Source organism: Paraburkholderia lacunae (genome assembly GCF_003353175.1).
GTDB lineage: Bacteria > Pseudomonadota > Gammaproteobacteria > Burkholderiales > Burkholderiaceae > Paraburkholderia > Paraburkholderia lacunae.
Genome location: NZ_QHKS01000020.1, coordinates 85,214 through 101,490, shown reverse-complemented (window position 1 = coordinate 101,490; position 16,277 = coordinate 85,214). Strand labels below are relative to the sequence as shown.

Here is a 16,277-nt window from a genome sequence, read left to right as displayed (position 1 = left end):
CGAACCGTTCGCATCCGATTTCATTTTCCTCGCCGGGGCCCCGTAGCCGTGCTTCCCGGTTGCGGGGTGGATCACTGCGAGCCGCACTTCCGATCACCAGCCGCTCTGGTTCGACCTGCGCTGCCCCGTGAAACCACACACCAGTAAGCCCGAGCGGCCATCGAATCGCACCGGACGTGTCGTATCGCGCTGGGCTAACGGGCTTGCTGTGGCACGGAACTACCGGGTTGCATGGCTGCCCCACGACGCGATGGCGGGCCTCAGCCTGAGCGCCGTCCTCGTGCCTGCGGGGATGGCCTACGCGGAGGCCGCCGGTTTGCCCGCCGTATCCGGGCTCTATGCGTCGTTCGCGGCGCTGCTTGCCTACGCCGTTTTCGGCCCGAGCCGGATCCTCGTGCTGGGTCCCGACTCCGCGCTGGTCGCGCTGATCGCGGCCAGCGTCGCGCCACTCGCGCACGGCAATACGGAGCACGCGCTCGCCCTCGCGGGCGGGCTCGCTTTACTGTCCGGTGCGATCGGCGTGGTGGTCGGCATGCTGAGGCTGGGCTTCGTCACCGAACTGCTGTCGCTGCCGATCCGCTACGGTTATCTCAACGGCATCATGCTGACGATCGTCATCGGGCAGACACCCAGACTGCTGGGCTTCCAGGTGCACGGCGAATCATTCCTGCAGCAGGTGCGCGAACTCGCGAGCGGCTTCGCTGCGGGCAAGACCAATACGCTGGCTTTGACGATCGGCATTGCGGCGCTCGTCGTGATCTTCGCTTGCAGGCGCTGGTTGCCGAAGGTGCCCGGCGTGCTGATCGCTGTCGCGGGCGCAACGATTGCGGTCGCCGCGCTGGGTCTCGCACAGCGCTTTGGGCTGGCGGTGGTCGGCAACGTGCCGCAAGGGCTGCCGGTGCCACGCATTCCGGCGCTGGCACTCAGCGAGTGGGCGGCGCTTCTCGGCGGCGCTGCCGCCGTCGCGCTCGTCTCATTCACCGACATCAGCATCTTGTCGCGCACCTATGAGGCGCGCAGCGGAGAAGCAGTCGATCGCAACCAGGAGTTCGTCGCGCTCGGGCTCGCGAATATCGCGGCGGGCATCGCGCATGGGTTCGCCGTGAGCGCGAGCGGTTCGCGCACGCCGGTCGCGGAAGCGGCAGGGGCGAAGACGCAGGCGACAGGCGTCTTCGCTGCGCTGATCGTTGTGGGGCTGTTGCTGGCCGCGCCACAGGCCCTGCGCTATACACCGCAGGCGGCGCTTGCGGCGGTCGTGATCGCCGCCTGTCTCGGGCTGATCGAGGTGCGGGGCGTGTGGCGACTATATCGGCTGAGACCGAGCGAGTTCGTGCAATCGATCGTCTGTCTGCTCGGTGTCACGATGATCGGGGTCGTGAACGGCATCGGCATCGCGCTTGCGCTCGCGGTTCTCGCGTTCCTGTGGCGCGGGTGGCGTCCGTATTCCGCTGTGCTTGGTCGTGTCGATCAGATGAAGGGCTATCACGATGTCGCCCGGCATCCGGAGGCCCGCCGCATTCCCGGGCTCGTCCTGCTGCGATGGGATGCGCCGCTCTTCTTCGCAAACGCGGAGATTTTTCGTGAACGCATGCGGCAGGCGGTGCGCGAGGCGCCGGCGAAAACCGCGTGGATCGTGATCGCAGCTGAACCGGTGACAGACGTCGATCTCACCGCCGCCGACACGCTCGCGCGGCTTCATGACGAACTGCTCGCGTTGAACGTGACGCTATGCTTCGCGGAGCTGAAGGGGCCTGTGAAGGACAGCCTGAAGCATTACGGCCTGTTCGAGATAATCGGCGAGCAAAACTTCTTTCCTACCATCGGACAGGCGGTGAACCGCTATCTGGAGTCGCATGCGGTCGAATGGCACGATTGGGGGGATGAGGCGTAGGCCAGATAGCGCGCGTGTCCGGCAGTTGGTCGCGTCGCACCCGGTTGTCGCCGTTCGATGACCCATGTCAATTTCTACGCCGTGGTCAGCCCGATACTGGCTGTCATGCACTCTTCTCCCGGAGGATCACATGACGCAATCGATGAAAGCCGCAGTCGTCCACGAATTTGGCGCCCCGCTTCGCATTGAGGAAGTGCCCATACCAACACCGGGCCGCGGGCAGATACTCGTCAAGATCAAGGCATCCGGTGTCTGCCACACCGATCTTCACGCAGCCGACGGAGACTGGCCAGTCAAGCCGACACTCCCCTTCATTCCCGGTCACGAAGGCGTTGGCTATGTCTCGGCCGTTGGTGATGGCGTCAAGGCAGTCAAGGAAGGAGACCGCGTCGGCGTGCCGTGGCTCTATACTGCTTGCGGTCATTGCGAGCACTGCCTGAGCGGGTGGGAGACGCTCTGTCACGAACAACAGAACACCGGCTATTCAGTCAACGGTGGCTATGCGGAATACGTGCTGGCTGATCCGAACTATGTCGGACACTTGCCGCCGAAAGTCGGTTTTGAAGAAATTGCACCGATTCTCTGCGCGGGCGTTACCGTCTACAAGGGCATTCGCATGACCGACACGCGGCCCGGCCAATGGATCGCGATCTCGGGAATCGGGGGCCTTGGCCATGTCGCGGTTCAATATGCCATTGCAATGGGACTACATGTCGTCGCGGTGGACATATCAGCCGACAAGCTCGCCCTCGCCCGTGAACTCGGTGCCGCCCTCACGATCGATGCATCGGAGGGCGATCCTGCCGCGGCGATCCAGAAGGAAATCGGCGGAGCACATGGTGTGCTGGTCACAGCGGTATCGCGCAGCGCCTTTGCCCAGGCACTCGGCATGGTTCGCCGCGGCGGCACCGTCACGCTAAACGGTCTGCCGCCAGGTGATTTTCCGTTGCCGATCTTTTCCACTGTGCTCAATGGCATCACCGTGCGAGGATCGATCGTCGGCACGCGCCGGGACTTGCAGGAGTCGCTCGAGTTTGCGGCCGAAGGGCGAGTACGCGCCCGGATTCACACCGACCGCCTCGAAAACATCAATGCCGTGTTCACCGAGTTGAAGAGCGGCAAGATCGATGGCCGCGTCGTGCTGACGCTCGATTGACGGGCACCATACGATGCGAGTTGCGCTCATTGCGCAAGCGCATTTGCGTGAAAGCGCTCAACCACCCTGAGTGAGCTTCACGCGCGCACGCAATGCATCGACGGCCAATACGGTCCTACGGTACATGATCTTGTGCGCTAAGAACCGCGCGCCTCGATCGCGAGACTCCCTGATCGAGGCGCTTCGCGCTTGATCTTTTATATGCCCGGCATCACCGGGTAAGGTTCCGTATGATCTTCCACCCGCTTCACGCCCGGAATGCCTTCTGCCGCGACGCGGACAGCCTGGACTGCCTCCATCGAATGAAAGATGCCCCACAGGTGGACAACGCCATCGATCACGACGATGTTGCGCCCGGCAAATGCCCAATTGTGGCCCGTCATTTCACCCATCAGCGCCGCACGAATCTCCCGATCCGAGAGGGCCATGTCCGGCGCCGGCTCTTCGGGAATGCTGGCCAATGCCTGCACAAGATTCGCGCGGCTGACGATGCCCACAAGACGACCCGCCTTTGTCACAGGAACACGCTTGATACGCCGCGTTTCCAGGATGTTGGCTACCTCGCTCAGCGGCGTGTCTTCATCAACCGAAATGACGCGGGTGGTCATCACGTCCTGGACTTTTAGAGCATGTGTCTTGATGTAGTCCCTGGCGTCATTGCTTGACGAAAAAAGATCGAGCCACCAGGAGCGTCGGCGCTGATCGGTGCCGAGCTCTTCCCGGTGCAGCAGGTCGCCTTCGCTGATCATGCCTATAACATGCTCTGCCGCGTCGATTACCGGCGCGCCGCTGATGCCCTTGTCCACCAGCATCCTGGCAACCTCGCTCACGGTCATGTCAGGTTTGGCGGATACGACGTTACTGGTCATTACATCTGATGCACGCATGGTGAGACTCCTTCACTGTTTCGGCTTGTGCCTTTATTCACACTACGTCCGTAACGGACATCATTTTTTGATGTGGATCAGTGCTGACGCCGATATAGGACGGTTGTGTACAACACCGTATGAGATGAGGTCATCGGGCGAGCTGCTTCCACCCTCGATGCCCCTACCCTCGCCCGCTGCTGCAGTTGCCGCGCGCCTGGCACACCCTTCACGCGCCTAAAGCGAGAGCGTTTTTGCCATCTTGAGCTGTACCCATACCAGGCCTTCACGCAAACCGGCGAGCACCGCTTCGCGTTCGGTCGAAAAAACGCCGCTGTGCGTGAATTCGTGTTTGAAAACGCCTTCCGGCGCATTGTGGTTGAGCTGGATCGAGCAACAGAAGCCGTCAGCCGTCTGATGCGTCACGACCGACACCGACCAATCGTTGTCGCAGACGCTACCCGAAAGTGCCATGAGTGACTCCTGATTTTTTCGGCCGCGCAAACCCGATGCCGCCCCAAAGAAGCGCACCGGGTCCCGCGCCGCGGGTTAGCTTATCGTCAGATTGTCGACGACCGCGTGCACGCCCGGCGCCGACCATGCCGCGCCGCGCACGGCCGATCGCTCGGCGGCGGAGTCGACCTTGCCGGTCAACGTAACGGTGCCTTCGTGCACCTTGATCTCGATGTGTTTCGCTTCACGCTCGGCGTGCCGTTGCAATGCCTGGCTAATCTGATCGCCGATATCCTGGGCGGCGGCGTCGCCGCCTATCCGGATCAGGTTCGACACACCCGTGACACCCCGCATGTGTGCGACGGTGCGCATTGCAACATGGCTCCGATAAGCCCAATCCACCTCGCCGCTCAACGTCACCCAGCCCTTCTCGACCTGCACCTTGACGGTCTCCTCGGACAGACCGACGGTCCAGCGCAGGATCGTACGAACGGCGTTGGCGATATCTTCATCGGTTCGTACGTCGGTATGCAGAAGGCGAACGTCCATTTCCACGACGACCGCCTTCACACCAGCCACCCGCTGCGCCGCGTTTTCCGCCGCAAGTTTCTCGGCGTAACTGGTCGGGTGCCCGGACAGCGTCACCACACGGTCGCGCACTTCAACGCCGATGTCCGTGATGTCGACCGCAGGATCCCACGCCAGCTCGTCCTCGACCTGCCGTTTCAGTTCCATGTCCGACTTCATTGCCTGCTCCTTGATGGCATGCAAAGATGCAGCCGCGCCGGGACGTGCAGCCGCCAGCCCGGCGTGGCGTGGCGTCGATCACGCGATCGGCAGACGCTTGCGCTCGGAAGCCGCCTTCTTGGGCAGCGTCAACGAGAGGACGCCGTCCTTGTACTCCGCTGCCGCCGTGGCTTCGTCGATCTCGCTCGCGAGCGAAAACGACCGGCTGACCGCGCCCGAATACCGCTCGCGCCGGATCACGCGCTCGCCTTCCTTCAGTTCCTGATTGCGTTCGACCTTGGCGCTGATCGATACGATGTTGCCGTCGATTTTCACGTCGATATCGTTCTTGTCGACACCCGGCAGTTCGGCCTTCACTGCGTATGCGGTATCGCTTTCCGTGACGTCGACCTTGATGTCGGCCAATGGCGCATCGCCGCCCACGCCGCGCAGCGGACGGAACAGGCCTTGAAAGAGTTCCGACATGGGCTCAAGCGGAAACGGATCAAAACGGGTCAAGTTGCTCATCGTGCATCTCCTTGATTCATCCATGAACGTCATGGACATCGGGCTACGTCGAGTGGTTCGGCCGCATTGCTCGCCGGGCCTCGCTACTCTCCTGGACAGGTCGCCGGATTTGCTCGTGCAAGCGGCGCTGTCTAGGCGACCTCGATGATTACCTTCAGCGCATGCGTCTCGGCCGCGCGTCCAAACGTGTCGTAAGCGCCGGCAACATTCTCGAGCTGGAAGCGGTGTGTAATAAGTTTAGTGGGATCTATGCGGCCGGCGCGAACGGTCTTGAGCAGCATCGGCGTGCTGACGGTATCGACGAGGCGCGTCGTCATCGCTATGTTGCGATCCCAAAGTTTTTCGAGGTGCAGATCGGCCTTGACCCCGTGCACGCCGACATTCGCGATCACACCGCCGGGCGCGACTATCGCTTCGCACAACTCGAACGTTGCGGGTATGCCGACCGCCTCGATCGCACAATCGACGCCCGTCTGTTCGGTTAACTTCATGACTTCGGCGGCCGGATCCGCCCGGCCGATGTCGATACACCCGGTCGCGCCGAAGCGGCGCGCAACTTCAAGGCGGTTCGGATCGCGATCGATCATCAGGATCTGTGCAGGCGAATAGAACTGCGCGGTCAGGAGCGCAGCAAGCCCGATCGGTCCGGCCCCGACGATCGCCACCGTGCTGCCGGGCTGCACCTTGCCGTTCAGAACACCACATTCGAAGCCGGTCGGCAGGATGTCCGACAGCATCACCAGCGCTTCTTCGTCGGCACCGGCGGGAATCGGGTACAGGCTCGTGTCGGCGTGCGGAATGCGCACATATTCGGCCTGGGTGCCGTCGATCTTGTGGCCGAGAATCCAGCCGCCGGTGGTGCAGTGTGAATACATGCCGCGCCGGCAATAATCGCATTTGCCACACGACGAAATGCACGAAATCAATACCCGGTCGCCCGGTTTGAACGACGACACCGCCGCGCCGACCTGCTGCACGATGCCAACCCCCTCGTGGCCGAGGATGCGCCCCGGCTCACAGCTCGGCACATCGCCTTTCAGAATGTGCAGATCGGTGCCGCAAATTGTCGTGCGCGTCATCTTGACGATCGCATCGGTCGGCGCGGCGAGCGTGGGAATCGGCCTTTCGTCGAGCGATTTCTTGCCGGGACCGTGATACACCAGTGCTTTCATCTACTGCCTCCGTTGATCGGAACGAGCATGCTGTATGACACACTTTAGGACGGCGGACGCCGCGACGATTGACATGTATCAAGCGATACGTATCGTCCGAAATACTGCGGAAAGCATGACATCGGTCAATTCCGGCTCATGACGCGGGCCTATGCTGGACGAGCCTTCATTGTTTCCCGGAGCCGGCCATGTCCAGCTATTTCATTGCACCGCGTCACGGGGCGCTGCATGTACGGCAACGCGAACACCTCGCGCAGCGCGGCTGGCGCACCATCGATCGAACGTTGCAACGGCCCTGTTCATACCCCCATCCGGCAGGTCGGATACGCCGTATCGAAACGCATATTTCGGTGATCTATCTGACTGGCCGCTACGCGTACAAGCTCAAGAAACCCGTCAACCTGGACTTTGTTGATTTCACGCGACTTGCCGCACGACAGCGCGCATGTGGCGACGAAGTGCGGTTGAACCGGCGCCTCGCGCGCGGACTTTACTGTGGTGTCGAGACGATTGTTCGCAGAGGACGCATCTTCAAGATCGGCAAACATGGGCGTGTGGCCGACCTCGCGGTCAAAATGCGACGCTTCGACGAACGCGACGTATTTTCGGCGTTGGTCGCGCGCGGCGAACTCGGCTTGGCGGAGATCGACGCGCTCGCCGAACGCCTCGCCGCCTTCCATCGCCACGCAGCGCGCACGCCACCGGACCACCGCTATGGCTCGGCACCGGCGGTGCGCATGCGGATGCAGACCGTGCTGGATTCGTTAGAACAGGAAACCCGGACGCTCGTGCCCGCCCAATTGCGTGCCTGGTGCGAGAGCGAGGGCGAGCGGCTCGCGGGACATTTCGAAGCACGGCGCGCGGGAGGTTTCGTGCGCGAATGTCATGGCGATCTGCACCTCGATAACGTGGTGCGCCGTGGCAAACATGTGCTCATGTTCGACTGCATCGAGTTCAGCGACGCCTTGCGATGGATCGACGTCGCCAGCGATTTGAGTTTTCTGCTCATGGACCTTCAGGCGCACGACCGGGACGATCTCGCGGCGCGGCTCCTCAACGGCTGGCTGCAACAGACCGGCGATTTTGCCGCGCTACCCGCGCTTCGTTACTACATGGTTTACCGCGCGCTGGTGCGTGCTTACGTGGCGTCGTTGAAAGCACGTGGCAATCCGGCGCCGCACGCTGCTGAACAGGCGAAGCGATACCTGCGGCTCGCGGAGCGTATGACCACCATGCCGCGCTCTTACGTGCTGCTGTGTCACGGTTATTCAGGGTCGGGGAAGTCGGTCGCGAGTGAAGCGCTGGCCAGTCTGATCGGCGCGATACGCCTGTCCAGCGACGTCGAACGCAAACGCTCGCGTCCGTTCACGCCGGTTGACACCCGGCCGCTGGCTGCCACCGCCTATTCAGCCCACTCGATCGATCGCCACTATGACTTGCTGCTGGCGCTCGCACGGCAGGTGCTGGAGGCCGGCTATCCGGTGCTGGTCGACGCTAGCTTTCTCAAGCACGAGCATCGGTCTCGTTTTGCGGCATTGGGCAACAGGCTGTCGATTCCCGTTGTCGTGCTGGACTTTCATGCGCGCACGTGCCGGCTCGTGGAGCGGGTGCGTACCCGCGCTTTGGAATTGCACAACGAGTCCGACGCCGGGCCGGTCGTTCTGGTCAGACAATTGGCGAACGAGGAGCCGCTGACCTCCGAGGAAATGGCGGATACGGTCTGTTTCGATACAGAAGTACCGCTTGGCGCCTTCACTCATGTCGAGTACTGGGGAGCGCTGTTGCAGAGGCTGGACCACCATGCGGCAGCTTCGCGGGAGGCGGCGCATGCGTGAGCGGAGCGGCGCCAAACTCGACCCGCGCCGCCACACGCTCGCTACGAGATCGGGATCTGCCGATGGCGCCCGCCCTATGGCACCATCGGCAGATTTCTAGTCGTGGTCAGATGAATGGCATACGCGCCGCACGGTTACCTCGCGGTTGTGTTCGCGGCAGCAGTGCGTTCAATGTAGACGACGCCGTCAGATGCCGGTTGACGCGTATCAAGCGTGCGGCGCGCCGCGGCAAATGTGATCTGCCGTCACGCCCCCCGAAAAACACTCAGGCATCGGCTGACGCTTCCCTGATCAACAACACGGGACATGTCGCGTGCCGCACGAAACGCTCCGCGACACTGCCGATCACCATGCGCCGCATGCCGCGCCGCCCGTGCGTACCCATCACGACAAGCTCCGCGCCGCGTCGCTCGGCGCAGCGAGCGAGACAACTGGCAATGTCCTCGGCGATGCCTTGCGTTTCGACGATCTCCGAATCACCCGCCACGCCGAGCGCCTGCATCTTCGCGCAAGCCTCGTCAAGGAAGCCGCGCCCTACCTGGCGCGCCGTGTCGGTCAGCAGATGCGGATCGCAGGCACCCGCATACGTGAACGCCGCGGACTGATCCAGCACGTAGACCGCCGTCAGCTTGCCGCCCGACAGTTTGGCCATCCGGATGCCCTCGTCCACCGCGCGCTTCGATGCCTCACTGCCGTCCACTGCCACCAGAATAGTTGCGTACATGACTCCCTCCTCATGGAGCATTGGAACCAACAGGCACGGCGCCGCAATGAACGCAAACTTGCCTGGGCATCGCGTTCAACCCGGGCGTCGGTCGAGTTTCTGCTCAGCGACATCGAATGCAGCCCGTACCGCCATGTTCGGATCGGCGTTCAGGCAATGCTCGATCGGCACGAGCTCCCCGTTACGCATGATCAGGTCGAGCCGCGCGTCGAAAACCGGACAACGGATGTCGGCGGCAGGCGCACCGGTTCCGGCACCACCAGTCCGTTCGCGAATAGCTTCGATTGCCAGGTGACAGCCCGCGATAGACCGGCTGAACCGTTCGAGGCGCACCAGTTGCGTAGCCGCCTCGCCTTCGATCTGCGAGGTCCCGGCAAAGCCGAGATAGACGATTTGCATGCCGACACCCATCACTGTTCTCCCAGACATGCCGCGATTTCTCTGATGAGGCCGGCTTCTTTCGCGACTACAGGAAGATCGGCGGTACATCGTTGCCGGCAGGGTCCGACGCCGCCGCCGATTCCAGCGCTTTTTTGCGGGACTTCATATTCGTTCGTCGGGTGTGCGTGGGCGCTCGGGCGTGCCTGCCTGCGCGGTCAGGTCGTCGCGGTAGCGACGTATGACTGGCGACATGATTGAATAATCGGCGCGAATGGCGCTGGGCAATTGACTTGTGTCAACGCATTGGCTAGCTGCGCGTCGGCTTCACACACACGGAAAATCAAGGGGTATTCCGCCGATGAAAGCGCCGGCTGTCACTCTCTTAATTCTATAAGCATGAACACGCGGCCGCAGACAAGCCGAGGCGCGAGTTGGCCATTGCGGAGACGCACGCTTTATCCAGTCGACACAATCCGACCACCAGGCGAGTCCACACGGATCATTCGCGCGCACCCGATGGCCGATCTTGCCCGATGGAATTTTCGTCGACATGCACTTTGCCGCCCAGGCTGCATACTTCCTTTCGCAGCAACGCGATTTCCGCTTGCAAAGTCTTGATGTCGCGATGCATCTCACGGCGCAGCAGACGTTCTTCCTGTTCGACAAAGATGGCTGCAATGCTGGCGAACACCAGCGATAGCAGACCGTAGCCGAGCAATACGACGAAAGCGGCAAAGACGCGCGATGCCGGGGTGGTCGGCGCCATGTCGCCGTACCCGACTGTCGCGCTGCTTTCGAACGCGAGCCAGACGCCCTCGGCATAGGTGTGCACGCTTGGTTCGAGCCAGTAGAACCCGGCTCCTGCCGACGCAAGCAGCGCCGCTGCCGTTGCGAGCAACAGAAACAAGCGGTTGGGCGAGAAGAATCCGCGCAGCGACACCGTTATTCGCGCCGCCACCAGTCCCATGAACAGAATGCGCAGAACCCACTCGAGCGACGACCAGGGGGAGACGCCCCATGCGACGCTGACCCCGGCTCCCGCCGCGATCAGAACGTCGTAGCGATTTCGCATGAGAAACCGCCGCGGCTTGCGGCTCAGACGCGTCATCCAGGCCAACGAAGCCGCGAAACCGGCCACCATGCAGGCGTATAGCGCCCGACCCGTCTGATGAAGCACAGGTGAGTCAACGGCCAGTTCGAAATAGAAGGCGGGAATGGCGAGCAGGCTGAAGCCGAACAGGACCCACTGTAACCAACACCATGTGCGCACCGCCCGTGCGTCGTCGTGCGGATCGACGCCGCCCAGGCCGTCTACGCGAAAACCATTGCTCATTTCGCCACCGCATCCGGGATTACGGCGCTGAATGACGACACCGATCCCGTCCAGCGCCCGTTCATGACGCCGCCGCTTCGGTATGCGGGATAACGCCACGTGCAGAACCATCGTAGGAGCGTAACTCCGGCCGGTTTTGACACGGATCACGAAGTGGCGAGATAGGCCGAATCCGCGGCGGCAATTGGCAGCAAAAACGCATGAACCGTATCGCGCGACATCGGGGCAATAAAGCTCGCGCGATCGTGATCGGTGCTTGATCCAACTCAATCGGAAAACCGGTGCCGCGGGTATGGTGGGTCAACATCTGCCGTGCGCCTCCGGGCGGCCCGGCTGCATCCTGATGGAGACGAACATGAAAAGGAATATCGACGTGCAACACTCTGATCAGATCCCCAAACGGTCCCTTACCGCTGAACTTGACCGCTACCACGCAGAGGACGCCAGGTTCTACCTCGTCGGGGGCGGCATCGCTTCGTTAGCGGCGGCGGCCTTCCTGATCCGCGACGGGCACGTGCGCGGCTGTGACATCACCATTCTGGAAGCGCTCGACAAGCCGGGCGGCAGCCTCGATGGCGCGGGTTCTGCGGAAAGCGGCTACGTCGTGCGCGGCGGCCGCATGCTCGAAAGCAAGTATCTGTGCACCTATGACCTGTTCTCGTCGATACCGGCGCTGGACGGCAGCAAAAGCGTGACACAGGAGATCTTCGACTGGAGCGAAACCATCAGGACCTCGTCGAGGTCGCGGCTCGTCAGAAACGGCAAACGCGAGGATTCTCCCGCCTATGGACTGGATGAGCACCACCTGCTGACGCTGGGCCGTCTGTCGATCGAACCCGAAGTCATGCTCGGTAACAGCCGGATTTCCGATCACTTCGATTCGTCTTTCTTCGAGACCAATTTCTGGTTGATGTGGTGTACGACGTTCGCTTTCCAGCCGTGGCATAGCGCGGTCGAATTCCGGCGCTATCTGCTGCGCTTCGCGCATATGTCTTCCGGATTCAACCAGCTGCACGGCATCATGCGCACCGTCTATAACCAGTACGACTCGATGGTCAGGCCGCTGCGGCGCTGGCTGGACGACCACGGCGTCGCGTTCCAGCCGAACACCCGGGTCACCGATCTGTTGTTCGACGAAACCGGCGTGGAAAACCGGGTCCGCGGCATCGTTTGCGAAAGCACGCATCGGCGCCTCGAAATACCGGTCGGAGCGGCAGACAAGGTCATTGTCACGCTCGGATCGATGACAGGCGGTTCCAGCCTGGGCGGCATGGATCGCCCCGCCGCCATGAATACCGACGACGGCACGGGTGCCTGGGCCCTTTGGAAGACGATCGCCGCGGGCCGGCCCGAGTTCGGTCACCCTGCCGTTTTCGCGGATCATATCGACGAGTCGAAGTGGCTGTCGTTCACGGTGACATTGCGCGACCCGACGCTGTTCCGCCTGATCCGCGACATGACGGGAAATACGCCGGGTGAAGGCGGGCTGATTACTTTTCCGGAGTCGAGCTGGCTTGCCTCCATCGTGCTGCCGCATCAGCCGCACTTCGTCGGCCAACCTGCGGACGTGCAGGTGCTCTGGGGCTACGGCTTGCGGGTCGACCAGCCCGGCGATTTCGTCAGGAAGCCAATGTCGGCATGCACCGGCCGCGAAATTCTGACCGAAATCCTCGGCCATCTGCGGATCGAAGCCGAGGCATCCCGCATTCTCGAGCACGCCAACTGCATTCCGTGCATGATGCCGTTCATCACGAGCCAGTTCCTGCGACGCAGCAAAGGCGACCGGCCGGACGTGGTGCCGGACGGCTGGCAAAATCTGGCGTTCACGGGGCAGTTCTGCGAGTTGCCCAACGACGTCGTCTTCACCGTCGAATACTCGGTGCGTTCGGCGCAGAATGCGGTGTACGCGCTGCTCGGACTCGATCTCGCAGCACCGGAGGTCTATAAAGGCCAGCATGATCCGCGGATCGTGTACAAGGCGTTTTCGACGTTAGGGGACCGCTAACGGCCGCTGTGCCGCGCCCTTCCCGCGGGAACCGCGCGGCACGGTTGCACCGTTCAGACGCCTGCCGCGGCGCCCGCCGCGAGTTCCACGATATCGGCCGTGATCTCATCCTGACGAACCTGCCGGTAGCTTTGCGTGAGTTCGGCAAGCGTCTCTTTCACATTGGCGCGCGCGGCCAGCATCGCGCGCATTCGCGCTTCGTTCTCGGCGGCGAACGACAGCATCAACGCCTCGCATAACTCGACATACACGTAGGCTTCGACCAGTCCGGCAAACAGACGGTCGGCGGGCAACGTGAGTAGCGGTGGCTGGGCGCGCCGCGCAGCGGAAAATCGCGAAAAATCGAACGGCATCAGGCTGTGTTCGACGATCTCGCTATGCGCGGCGATGCCCGGCATGGCGTGAACGACCGAGACATGGGTCACACCTCGATCGCCAAGACGCGTATAAAGCGCATCGGTGATCCGGCTTGCGAGCGCAGGCACATCGTCGGCATGGGAGGCCGCCGGAGAGCTCCACGCAAACGGCAGGCGGCGTTCGTTCGCCACAATTTCGCCGCGCATACCCACGAGCAGGAGTTCGCTGTGCGCCGACGCCAGACGAGCTAGCGCGTGGTCGAGGATCTGCTCGTTGAACGAGCCGACGAAACCCTGCTCCGCGCAAAGCGCGATGACGATCCGCGCGCCATGTTCCAGCGCGCGCGCAGGTTCGCCCGAAGCGTGGGTCAGCGCGGCGCCGATCGCAGCGCCGACAGTCGAGGCCGAAGAACGGATGCCGGGCAGCCGCCGTTGTGCTTCGCGCGAACGTGCTGCCGCAATGCCGCGCATCGCGCCGATGACGGCGTCCAGTTGCCGGGCGGTAGCGCTGCGCGATTCGATTTCGGTGAGTTTTCCGCTCATTGCCCACCCCCACTGCTTGCCGTGCCGCTGGCGGCCGTTGGCGCACACTGCCGCACCAGATCGCGAACCGCGGCGACGAGCACCGCTTGCACGCCGGCGCTCAACGGCGCGGGCGACGACAGCGAAAAGCCTTGCGCAATTTGGGCTTGCAGGCGCTGGGTGTCCAGATGCGCAGCCAGTTGCGTCCGCACTTGCGCCACGATCCCGCTCGGCGCCGAATCGAACACGCCCTCCGCCAGCGCTGACAGCAGCGCGATCTCATCGAGCATGCGTAACGCGCTGAAACGCGGCTGCGCGATCAATGCGCGGATGCGTTCACCACGAGCGATCTTGCCGGCGACATGTGCGTCCGTCAGGCCCCCGAACCGGCTGAACATCTCCAGTTCCAGGAACTGCGCGTAATCGAGCCGCAAGCGTCCCGACACACCTCGCAAAGCCGGATGCTGCGCCTTGCCGCCGACCCGGCTCACGCTCAAGCCCACATCGACCGCCGGCCGCTGGTTCGCCGCGAACAGCGCCGCGTCGAGCACGATCTGCCCATCCGTAATCGAAATGAGATTGGTCGGGATATAGGCGGACAGGTTGCCCATATCGGTCTCCGCGATCGGCAACGCGGTCAGCGATCCGCCGCCCAGCCCGGCCGACAGCTTCGCTGCGCGCTCAAGCAGGCGGGCGTGGACATAGAAGATGTCGCCAGGATAGGCCTCGCGTCCCGGCGGCTCGCGCGTCAGCAGCGCCAGCTCGCGATGCGTCGCGGCATGTTTTGTCAGGTCGTCGACCACGACCAGCGCATGCTGTCCACGATCGCGAAAATATTCGGCGATCGTGAAGCCCGCGAACGGCGCGATCCATTGCAGCCCCGGCGCTGACGCCGCGGGGGCGACCACGAAGATGCAGCGCTCGGGCGCACCGTGCTGACGCACCGATTCGATGACGCGCTGCACAGCCGTCATGCGCTGGCCAATCGCGACATAGACGCAGATCATGTCCGAATGCTTCTGGTTGACGATCGTGTCGACGGCCAAAGCGGTCTTGCCCGTGGCACGGTCGCCGATGATGAGCTCGCGCTGCCCGCGGCCGATCGCGAACAGCGCGTCGACGAGAAGCACACCCGTTTCGACCGGCTCGCTCACCAGATCGCGTTCGATGATCGCCGGCGCCGGCCGTTCGACCGGCATGCGCATATCGGCAACGATGGGACCGTCGCGGTCGAGCGGCCGCCCGAGCGGGTCGATCACACGCCCCAGCAGCCCTTCTCCGACCGGCACCTCCAGCACGGTGCCGGTGCGGGTCACGCAGGAGCCCGCTTCTACGGCGGTGCCGTCGTCCAGCAGCACGACACTGATGACGTCCGCGTCCAGCGTGTGCGCGAAGCCGGTCGCGCCGCTTTCGAAGCGGAGCAGCTCGTTGAGGGCCGCATCCGGGAGTCCCGAGGCGAATGCGATGCCATCGCCAAAACGTTCGACGCGGCCGAGCGTCTGCGCGTGCGGCTTCACGATGGTTCGGGCGAGTGCGTCGCGCTGGTCCGCGAGCCAGGGATCGTCGGTCATGTCAGCGGGGCCCATTATCGCCACTCAGCAACGCCGCTTCGATCTGCACGAGATCTGCCTTGAAACTGTTGCGCACTACCGCGTGGGCAGCCGTCAGTTCCAATCCGGCGATCAGCGAAGGATCGACTTCTATCTGAAGGGCAACCGGCCTGCTCAGACAGGTCGCGAGCGCGGCGCGGCAGATTTCCTGCTCCTCCAAGCTCAGCGCGCGCGGCGCGGCGAGCGAAAGCGCCACGCCATTTGCGCCGAGTTCCGCGCGAACCTGGGCAGGCAGTTGCGCGACCCCGTCGACGAGACCATCGACAAAACCGCTCACGCGCGTACCGTCAGGCAACCGGTCAAGCAGCTTCGCTGCGATATCGACGGCGAGCTGCGTCGCCCGGTCCGCGACACGTTTTTCCTGTTCGATGCGCGCGGCCTCGGTTTCGGCAGCGGCGGACGCGCGCAGCCTGTCCGCGTCCGCATGCGCCGCCGCCAGCAGCGCGGCCTTCTCGCCCTCGACCTCCGCAGCGATCGTTTTCAAGCCCTCCGCCCGAGCCGCGACGAGGCGCTGCGTCTCACGAACTGCCGCATCGCGTTCGAGGACTGCTGCGAGCTTCGCTGCGTCGGCGTCCGCGATCAGCGCTTGCGCCGCTTTCTGACGCTCGGCGATGATGTCCGCGACCGGACGGAACAGAAAGCGCGCCAGCAGCCATATGAGCACGAGCGCATTGATCGTCTGCAGCGCGAGCGTGGACCAGTCGATTCGCATGGCCGCC

The 16,277-nt window shown here is 63.2% G+C and carries 15 protein-coding genes; 4 read left to right on the top strand and 11 right to left on the bottom strand.

The features are described from left to right. Positions 1-250: 250 nt before the first annotated feature. Positions 251-1,891: a SulP family inorganic anion transporter gene (locus DLM46_RS26800; protein WP_115105454.1), complete on the top strand. Its 1,641-nt coding sequence runs from the start codon at positions 251-253 to the stop codon at positions 1,889-1,891. Positions 1,892-2,021: 130 nt separating this feature from the next. Next, the gene (gene adhP / locus DLM46_RS26795) at positions 2,022-3,047 is read left to right on the top strand and encodes an alcohol dehydrogenase AdhP (RefSeq protein ID WP_115105453.1); all 1,026 of its coding nucleotides are present in this window, start codon (positions 2,022-2,024) and stop codon (positions 3,045-3,047) included. Positions 3,048-3,244: 197 nt separating this feature from the next. Here adhP and DLM46_RS26790 read toward each other — a convergent pair whose 3' ends face one another. The 5 genes from DLM46_RS26790 to DLM46_RS26770 form a co-directional block, all read right to left on the bottom strand. Next, entirely contained in the window at positions 3,245-3,934 is a 690-nt protein-coding gene (locus DLM46_RS26790; protein ID WP_115105452.1) for a CBS domain-containing protein, read from the bottom strand. Between the two features lie 216 nt (positions 3,935-4,150). Continuing rightward, positions 4,151-4,387 (bottom strand): UDP-glucose 4-epimerase, encoded by a 237-nt coding sequence (locus tag DLM46_RS26785; protein ID WP_115105451.1) that lies wholly within the window; start codon positions 4,385-4,387, stop codon positions 4,151-4,153. Positions 4,388-4,462: 75 nt separating this feature from the next. Continuing rightward, on the bottom strand, positions 4,463-5,113 hold the full coding sequence (locus DLM46_RS26780; protein ID WP_115105450.1) for a BON domain-containing protein: 651 nt from the start codon (positions 5,111-5,113) through the stop codon (positions 4,463-4,465). Positions 5,114-5,191: 78 nt separating this feature from the next. Continuing rightward, the gene (locus DLM46_RS26775; RefSeq protein WP_115105449.1) at positions 5,192-5,620 is read right to left on the bottom strand and encodes an Hsp20/alpha crystallin family protein; all 429 of its coding nucleotides are present in this window, start codon (positions 5,618-5,620) and stop codon (positions 5,192-5,194) included. Between the two features lie 131 nt (positions 5,621-5,751). Further along, complete coding sequence (locus DLM46_RS26770) at positions 5,752-6,792, bottom strand: zinc-dependent alcohol dehydrogenase family protein (protein ID WP_115105448.1); 1,041 nt, start codon at positions 6,790-6,792, stop codon at positions 5,752-5,754. A gap of 188 nt (positions 6,793-6,980) precedes the next feature. Here DLM46_RS26770 and DLM46_RS26765 point away from each other — a divergent pair, with 188 nt between their 5' ends. Continuing rightward, complete coding sequence (locus DLM46_RS26765) at positions 6,981-8,627, top strand: bifunctional aminoglycoside phosphotransferase/ATP-binding protein (RefSeq protein WP_115105447.1); 1,647 nt, start codon at positions 6,981-6,983, stop codon at positions 8,625-8,627. Positions 8,628-8,892: 265 nt separating this feature from the next. Here DLM46_RS26765 and DLM46_RS26760 read toward each other — a convergent pair whose 3' ends face one another. The 3 genes from DLM46_RS26760 to DLM46_RS26750 form a co-directional block, all read right to left on the bottom strand. Then, complete coding sequence (locus DLM46_RS26760; protein WP_115105446.1) at positions 8,893-9,351, bottom strand: universal stress protein; 459 nt, start codon at positions 9,349-9,351, stop codon at positions 8,893-8,895. Positions 9,352-9,426: 75 nt separating this feature from the next. Next, the gene (locus DLM46_RS26755) at positions 9,427-9,762 is read right to left on the bottom strand and encodes a hypothetical protein (protein ID WP_115105445.1); all 336 of its coding nucleotides are present in this window, start codon (positions 9,760-9,762) and stop codon (positions 9,427-9,429) included. A gap of 469 nt (positions 9,763-10,231) precedes the next feature. Then, positions 10,232-11,065 (bottom strand): potassium channel family protein, encoded by an 834-nt coding sequence (locus tag DLM46_RS26750; protein ID WP_115105444.1) that lies wholly within the window; start codon positions 11,063-11,065, stop codon positions 10,232-10,234. A 355-nt stretch (positions 11,066-11,420) separates the two neighbouring features. On the opposite strand from DLM46_RS26750, the gene DLM46_RS26745 reads away from it, so the two are divergent. Then, positions 11,421-13,070, top strand: coding sequence for an oleate hydratase (locus DLM46_RS26745; protein WP_244306374.1), 1,650 nt, complete (start codon positions 11,421-11,423; stop codon positions 13,068-13,070). Positions 13,071-13,123: 53 nt separating this feature from the next. On the opposite strand, the gene DLM46_RS26740 is transcribed toward DLM46_RS26745, so the two are convergent. From DLM46_RS26740 to DLM46_RS26730, 3 genes are read right to left on the bottom strand one after another with little or no spacing between them, the layout of a single operon-like run. Beyond that, positions 13,124-13,969, bottom strand: a complete 846-nt coding sequence (locus DLM46_RS26740; protein WP_115105442.1) for a F0F1 ATP synthase subunit gamma — start codon at positions 13,967-13,969, stop codon at positions 13,124-13,126. Next, positions 13,966-15,519, bottom strand: a complete 1,554-nt coding sequence (locus DLM46_RS26735; RefSeq protein ID WP_115105441.1) for a F0F1 ATP synthase subunit alpha — start codon at positions 15,517-15,519, stop codon at positions 13,966-13,968. Before DLM46_RS26735 ends, DLM46_RS26740 begins: the two co-directional genes overlap by 4 nt. Position 15,520: 1 nt before the next feature. After that, on the bottom strand, positions 15,521-16,270 hold the full coding sequence (locus DLM46_RS26730) for a F0F1 ATP synthase subunit delta (protein WP_115105440.1): 750 nt from the start codon (positions 16,268-16,270) through the stop codon (positions 15,521-15,523). Positions 16,271-16,277 lie beyond the last annotated feature (7 nt).

What these genes read in the sequence shown, in the direction of transcription:
- DLM46_RS26750 (WP_115105444.1), bottom strand. Translation starts at nt 11,065, where the DNA reads ATGAGCAATGGTTTTCGCGTAGACGGCCTGGGCGGCGTCGATCCGCAC.
- DLM46_RS26800 (WP_115105454.1), top strand. Translation starts at nt 251, where the DNA reads ATGGCGGGCCTCAGCCTGAGCGCCGTCCTCGTGCCTGCGGGGATGGCC.
- DLM46_RS26745 (WP_244306374.1), top strand. Translation starts at nt 11,421, where the DNA reads ATGAAAAGGAATATCGACGTGCAACACTCTGATCAGATCCCCAAACGG.
- DLM46_RS26735 (WP_115105441.1), bottom strand. Translation starts at nt 15,519, where the DNA reads ATGACCGACGATCCCTGGCTCGCGGACCAGCGCGACGCACTCGCCCGA.
- DLM46_RS26730 (WP_115105440.1), bottom strand. Translation starts at nt 16,270, where the DNA reads ATGCGAATCGACTGGTCCACGCTCGCGCTGCAGACGATCAATGCGCTC.
- DLM46_RS26755 (WP_115105445.1), bottom strand. Translation starts at nt 9,762, where the DNA reads ATGGGTGTCGGCATGCAAATCGTCTATCTCGGCTTTGCCGGGACCTCG.
- DLM46_RS26785 (WP_115105451.1), bottom strand. Translation starts at nt 4,387, where the DNA reads ATGGCACTTTCGGGTAGCGTCTGCGACAACGATTGGTCGGTGTCGGTC.
- DLM46_RS26780 (WP_115105450.1), bottom strand. Translation starts at nt 5,113, where the DNA reads ATGAAGTCGGACATGGAACTGAAACGGCAGGTCGAGGACGAGCTGGCG.
- DLM46_RS26770 (WP_115105448.1), bottom strand. Translation starts at nt 6,792, where the DNA reads ATGAAAGCACTGGTGTATCACGGTCCCGGCAAGAAATCGCTCGACGAA.
- DLM46_RS26790 (WP_115105452.1), bottom strand. Translation starts at nt 3,934, where the DNA reads ATGCGTGCATCAGATGTAATGACCAGTAACGTCGTATCCGCCAAACCT.
- DLM46_RS26775 (WP_115105449.1), bottom strand. Translation starts at nt 5,620, where the DNA reads ATGAGCAACTTGACCCGTTTTGATCCGTTTCCGCTTGAGCCCATGTCG.
- DLM46_RS26760 (WP_115105446.1), bottom strand. Translation starts at nt 9,351, where the DNA reads ATGTACGCAACTATTCTGGTGGCAGTGGACGGCAGTGAGGCATCGAAG.
- DLM46_RS26765 (WP_115105447.1), top strand. Translation starts at nt 6,981, where the DNA reads ATGTCCAGCTATTTCATTGCACCGCGTCACGGGGCGCTGCATGTACGG.
- adhP (WP_115105453.1), top strand. Translation starts at nt 2,022, where the DNA reads ATGACGCAATCGATGAAAGCCGCAGTCGTCCACGAATTTGGCGCCCCG.
- DLM46_RS26740 (WP_115105442.1), bottom strand. Translation starts at nt 13,969, where the DNA reads ATGAGCGGAAAACTCACCGAAATCGAATCGCGCAGCGCTACCGCCCGG.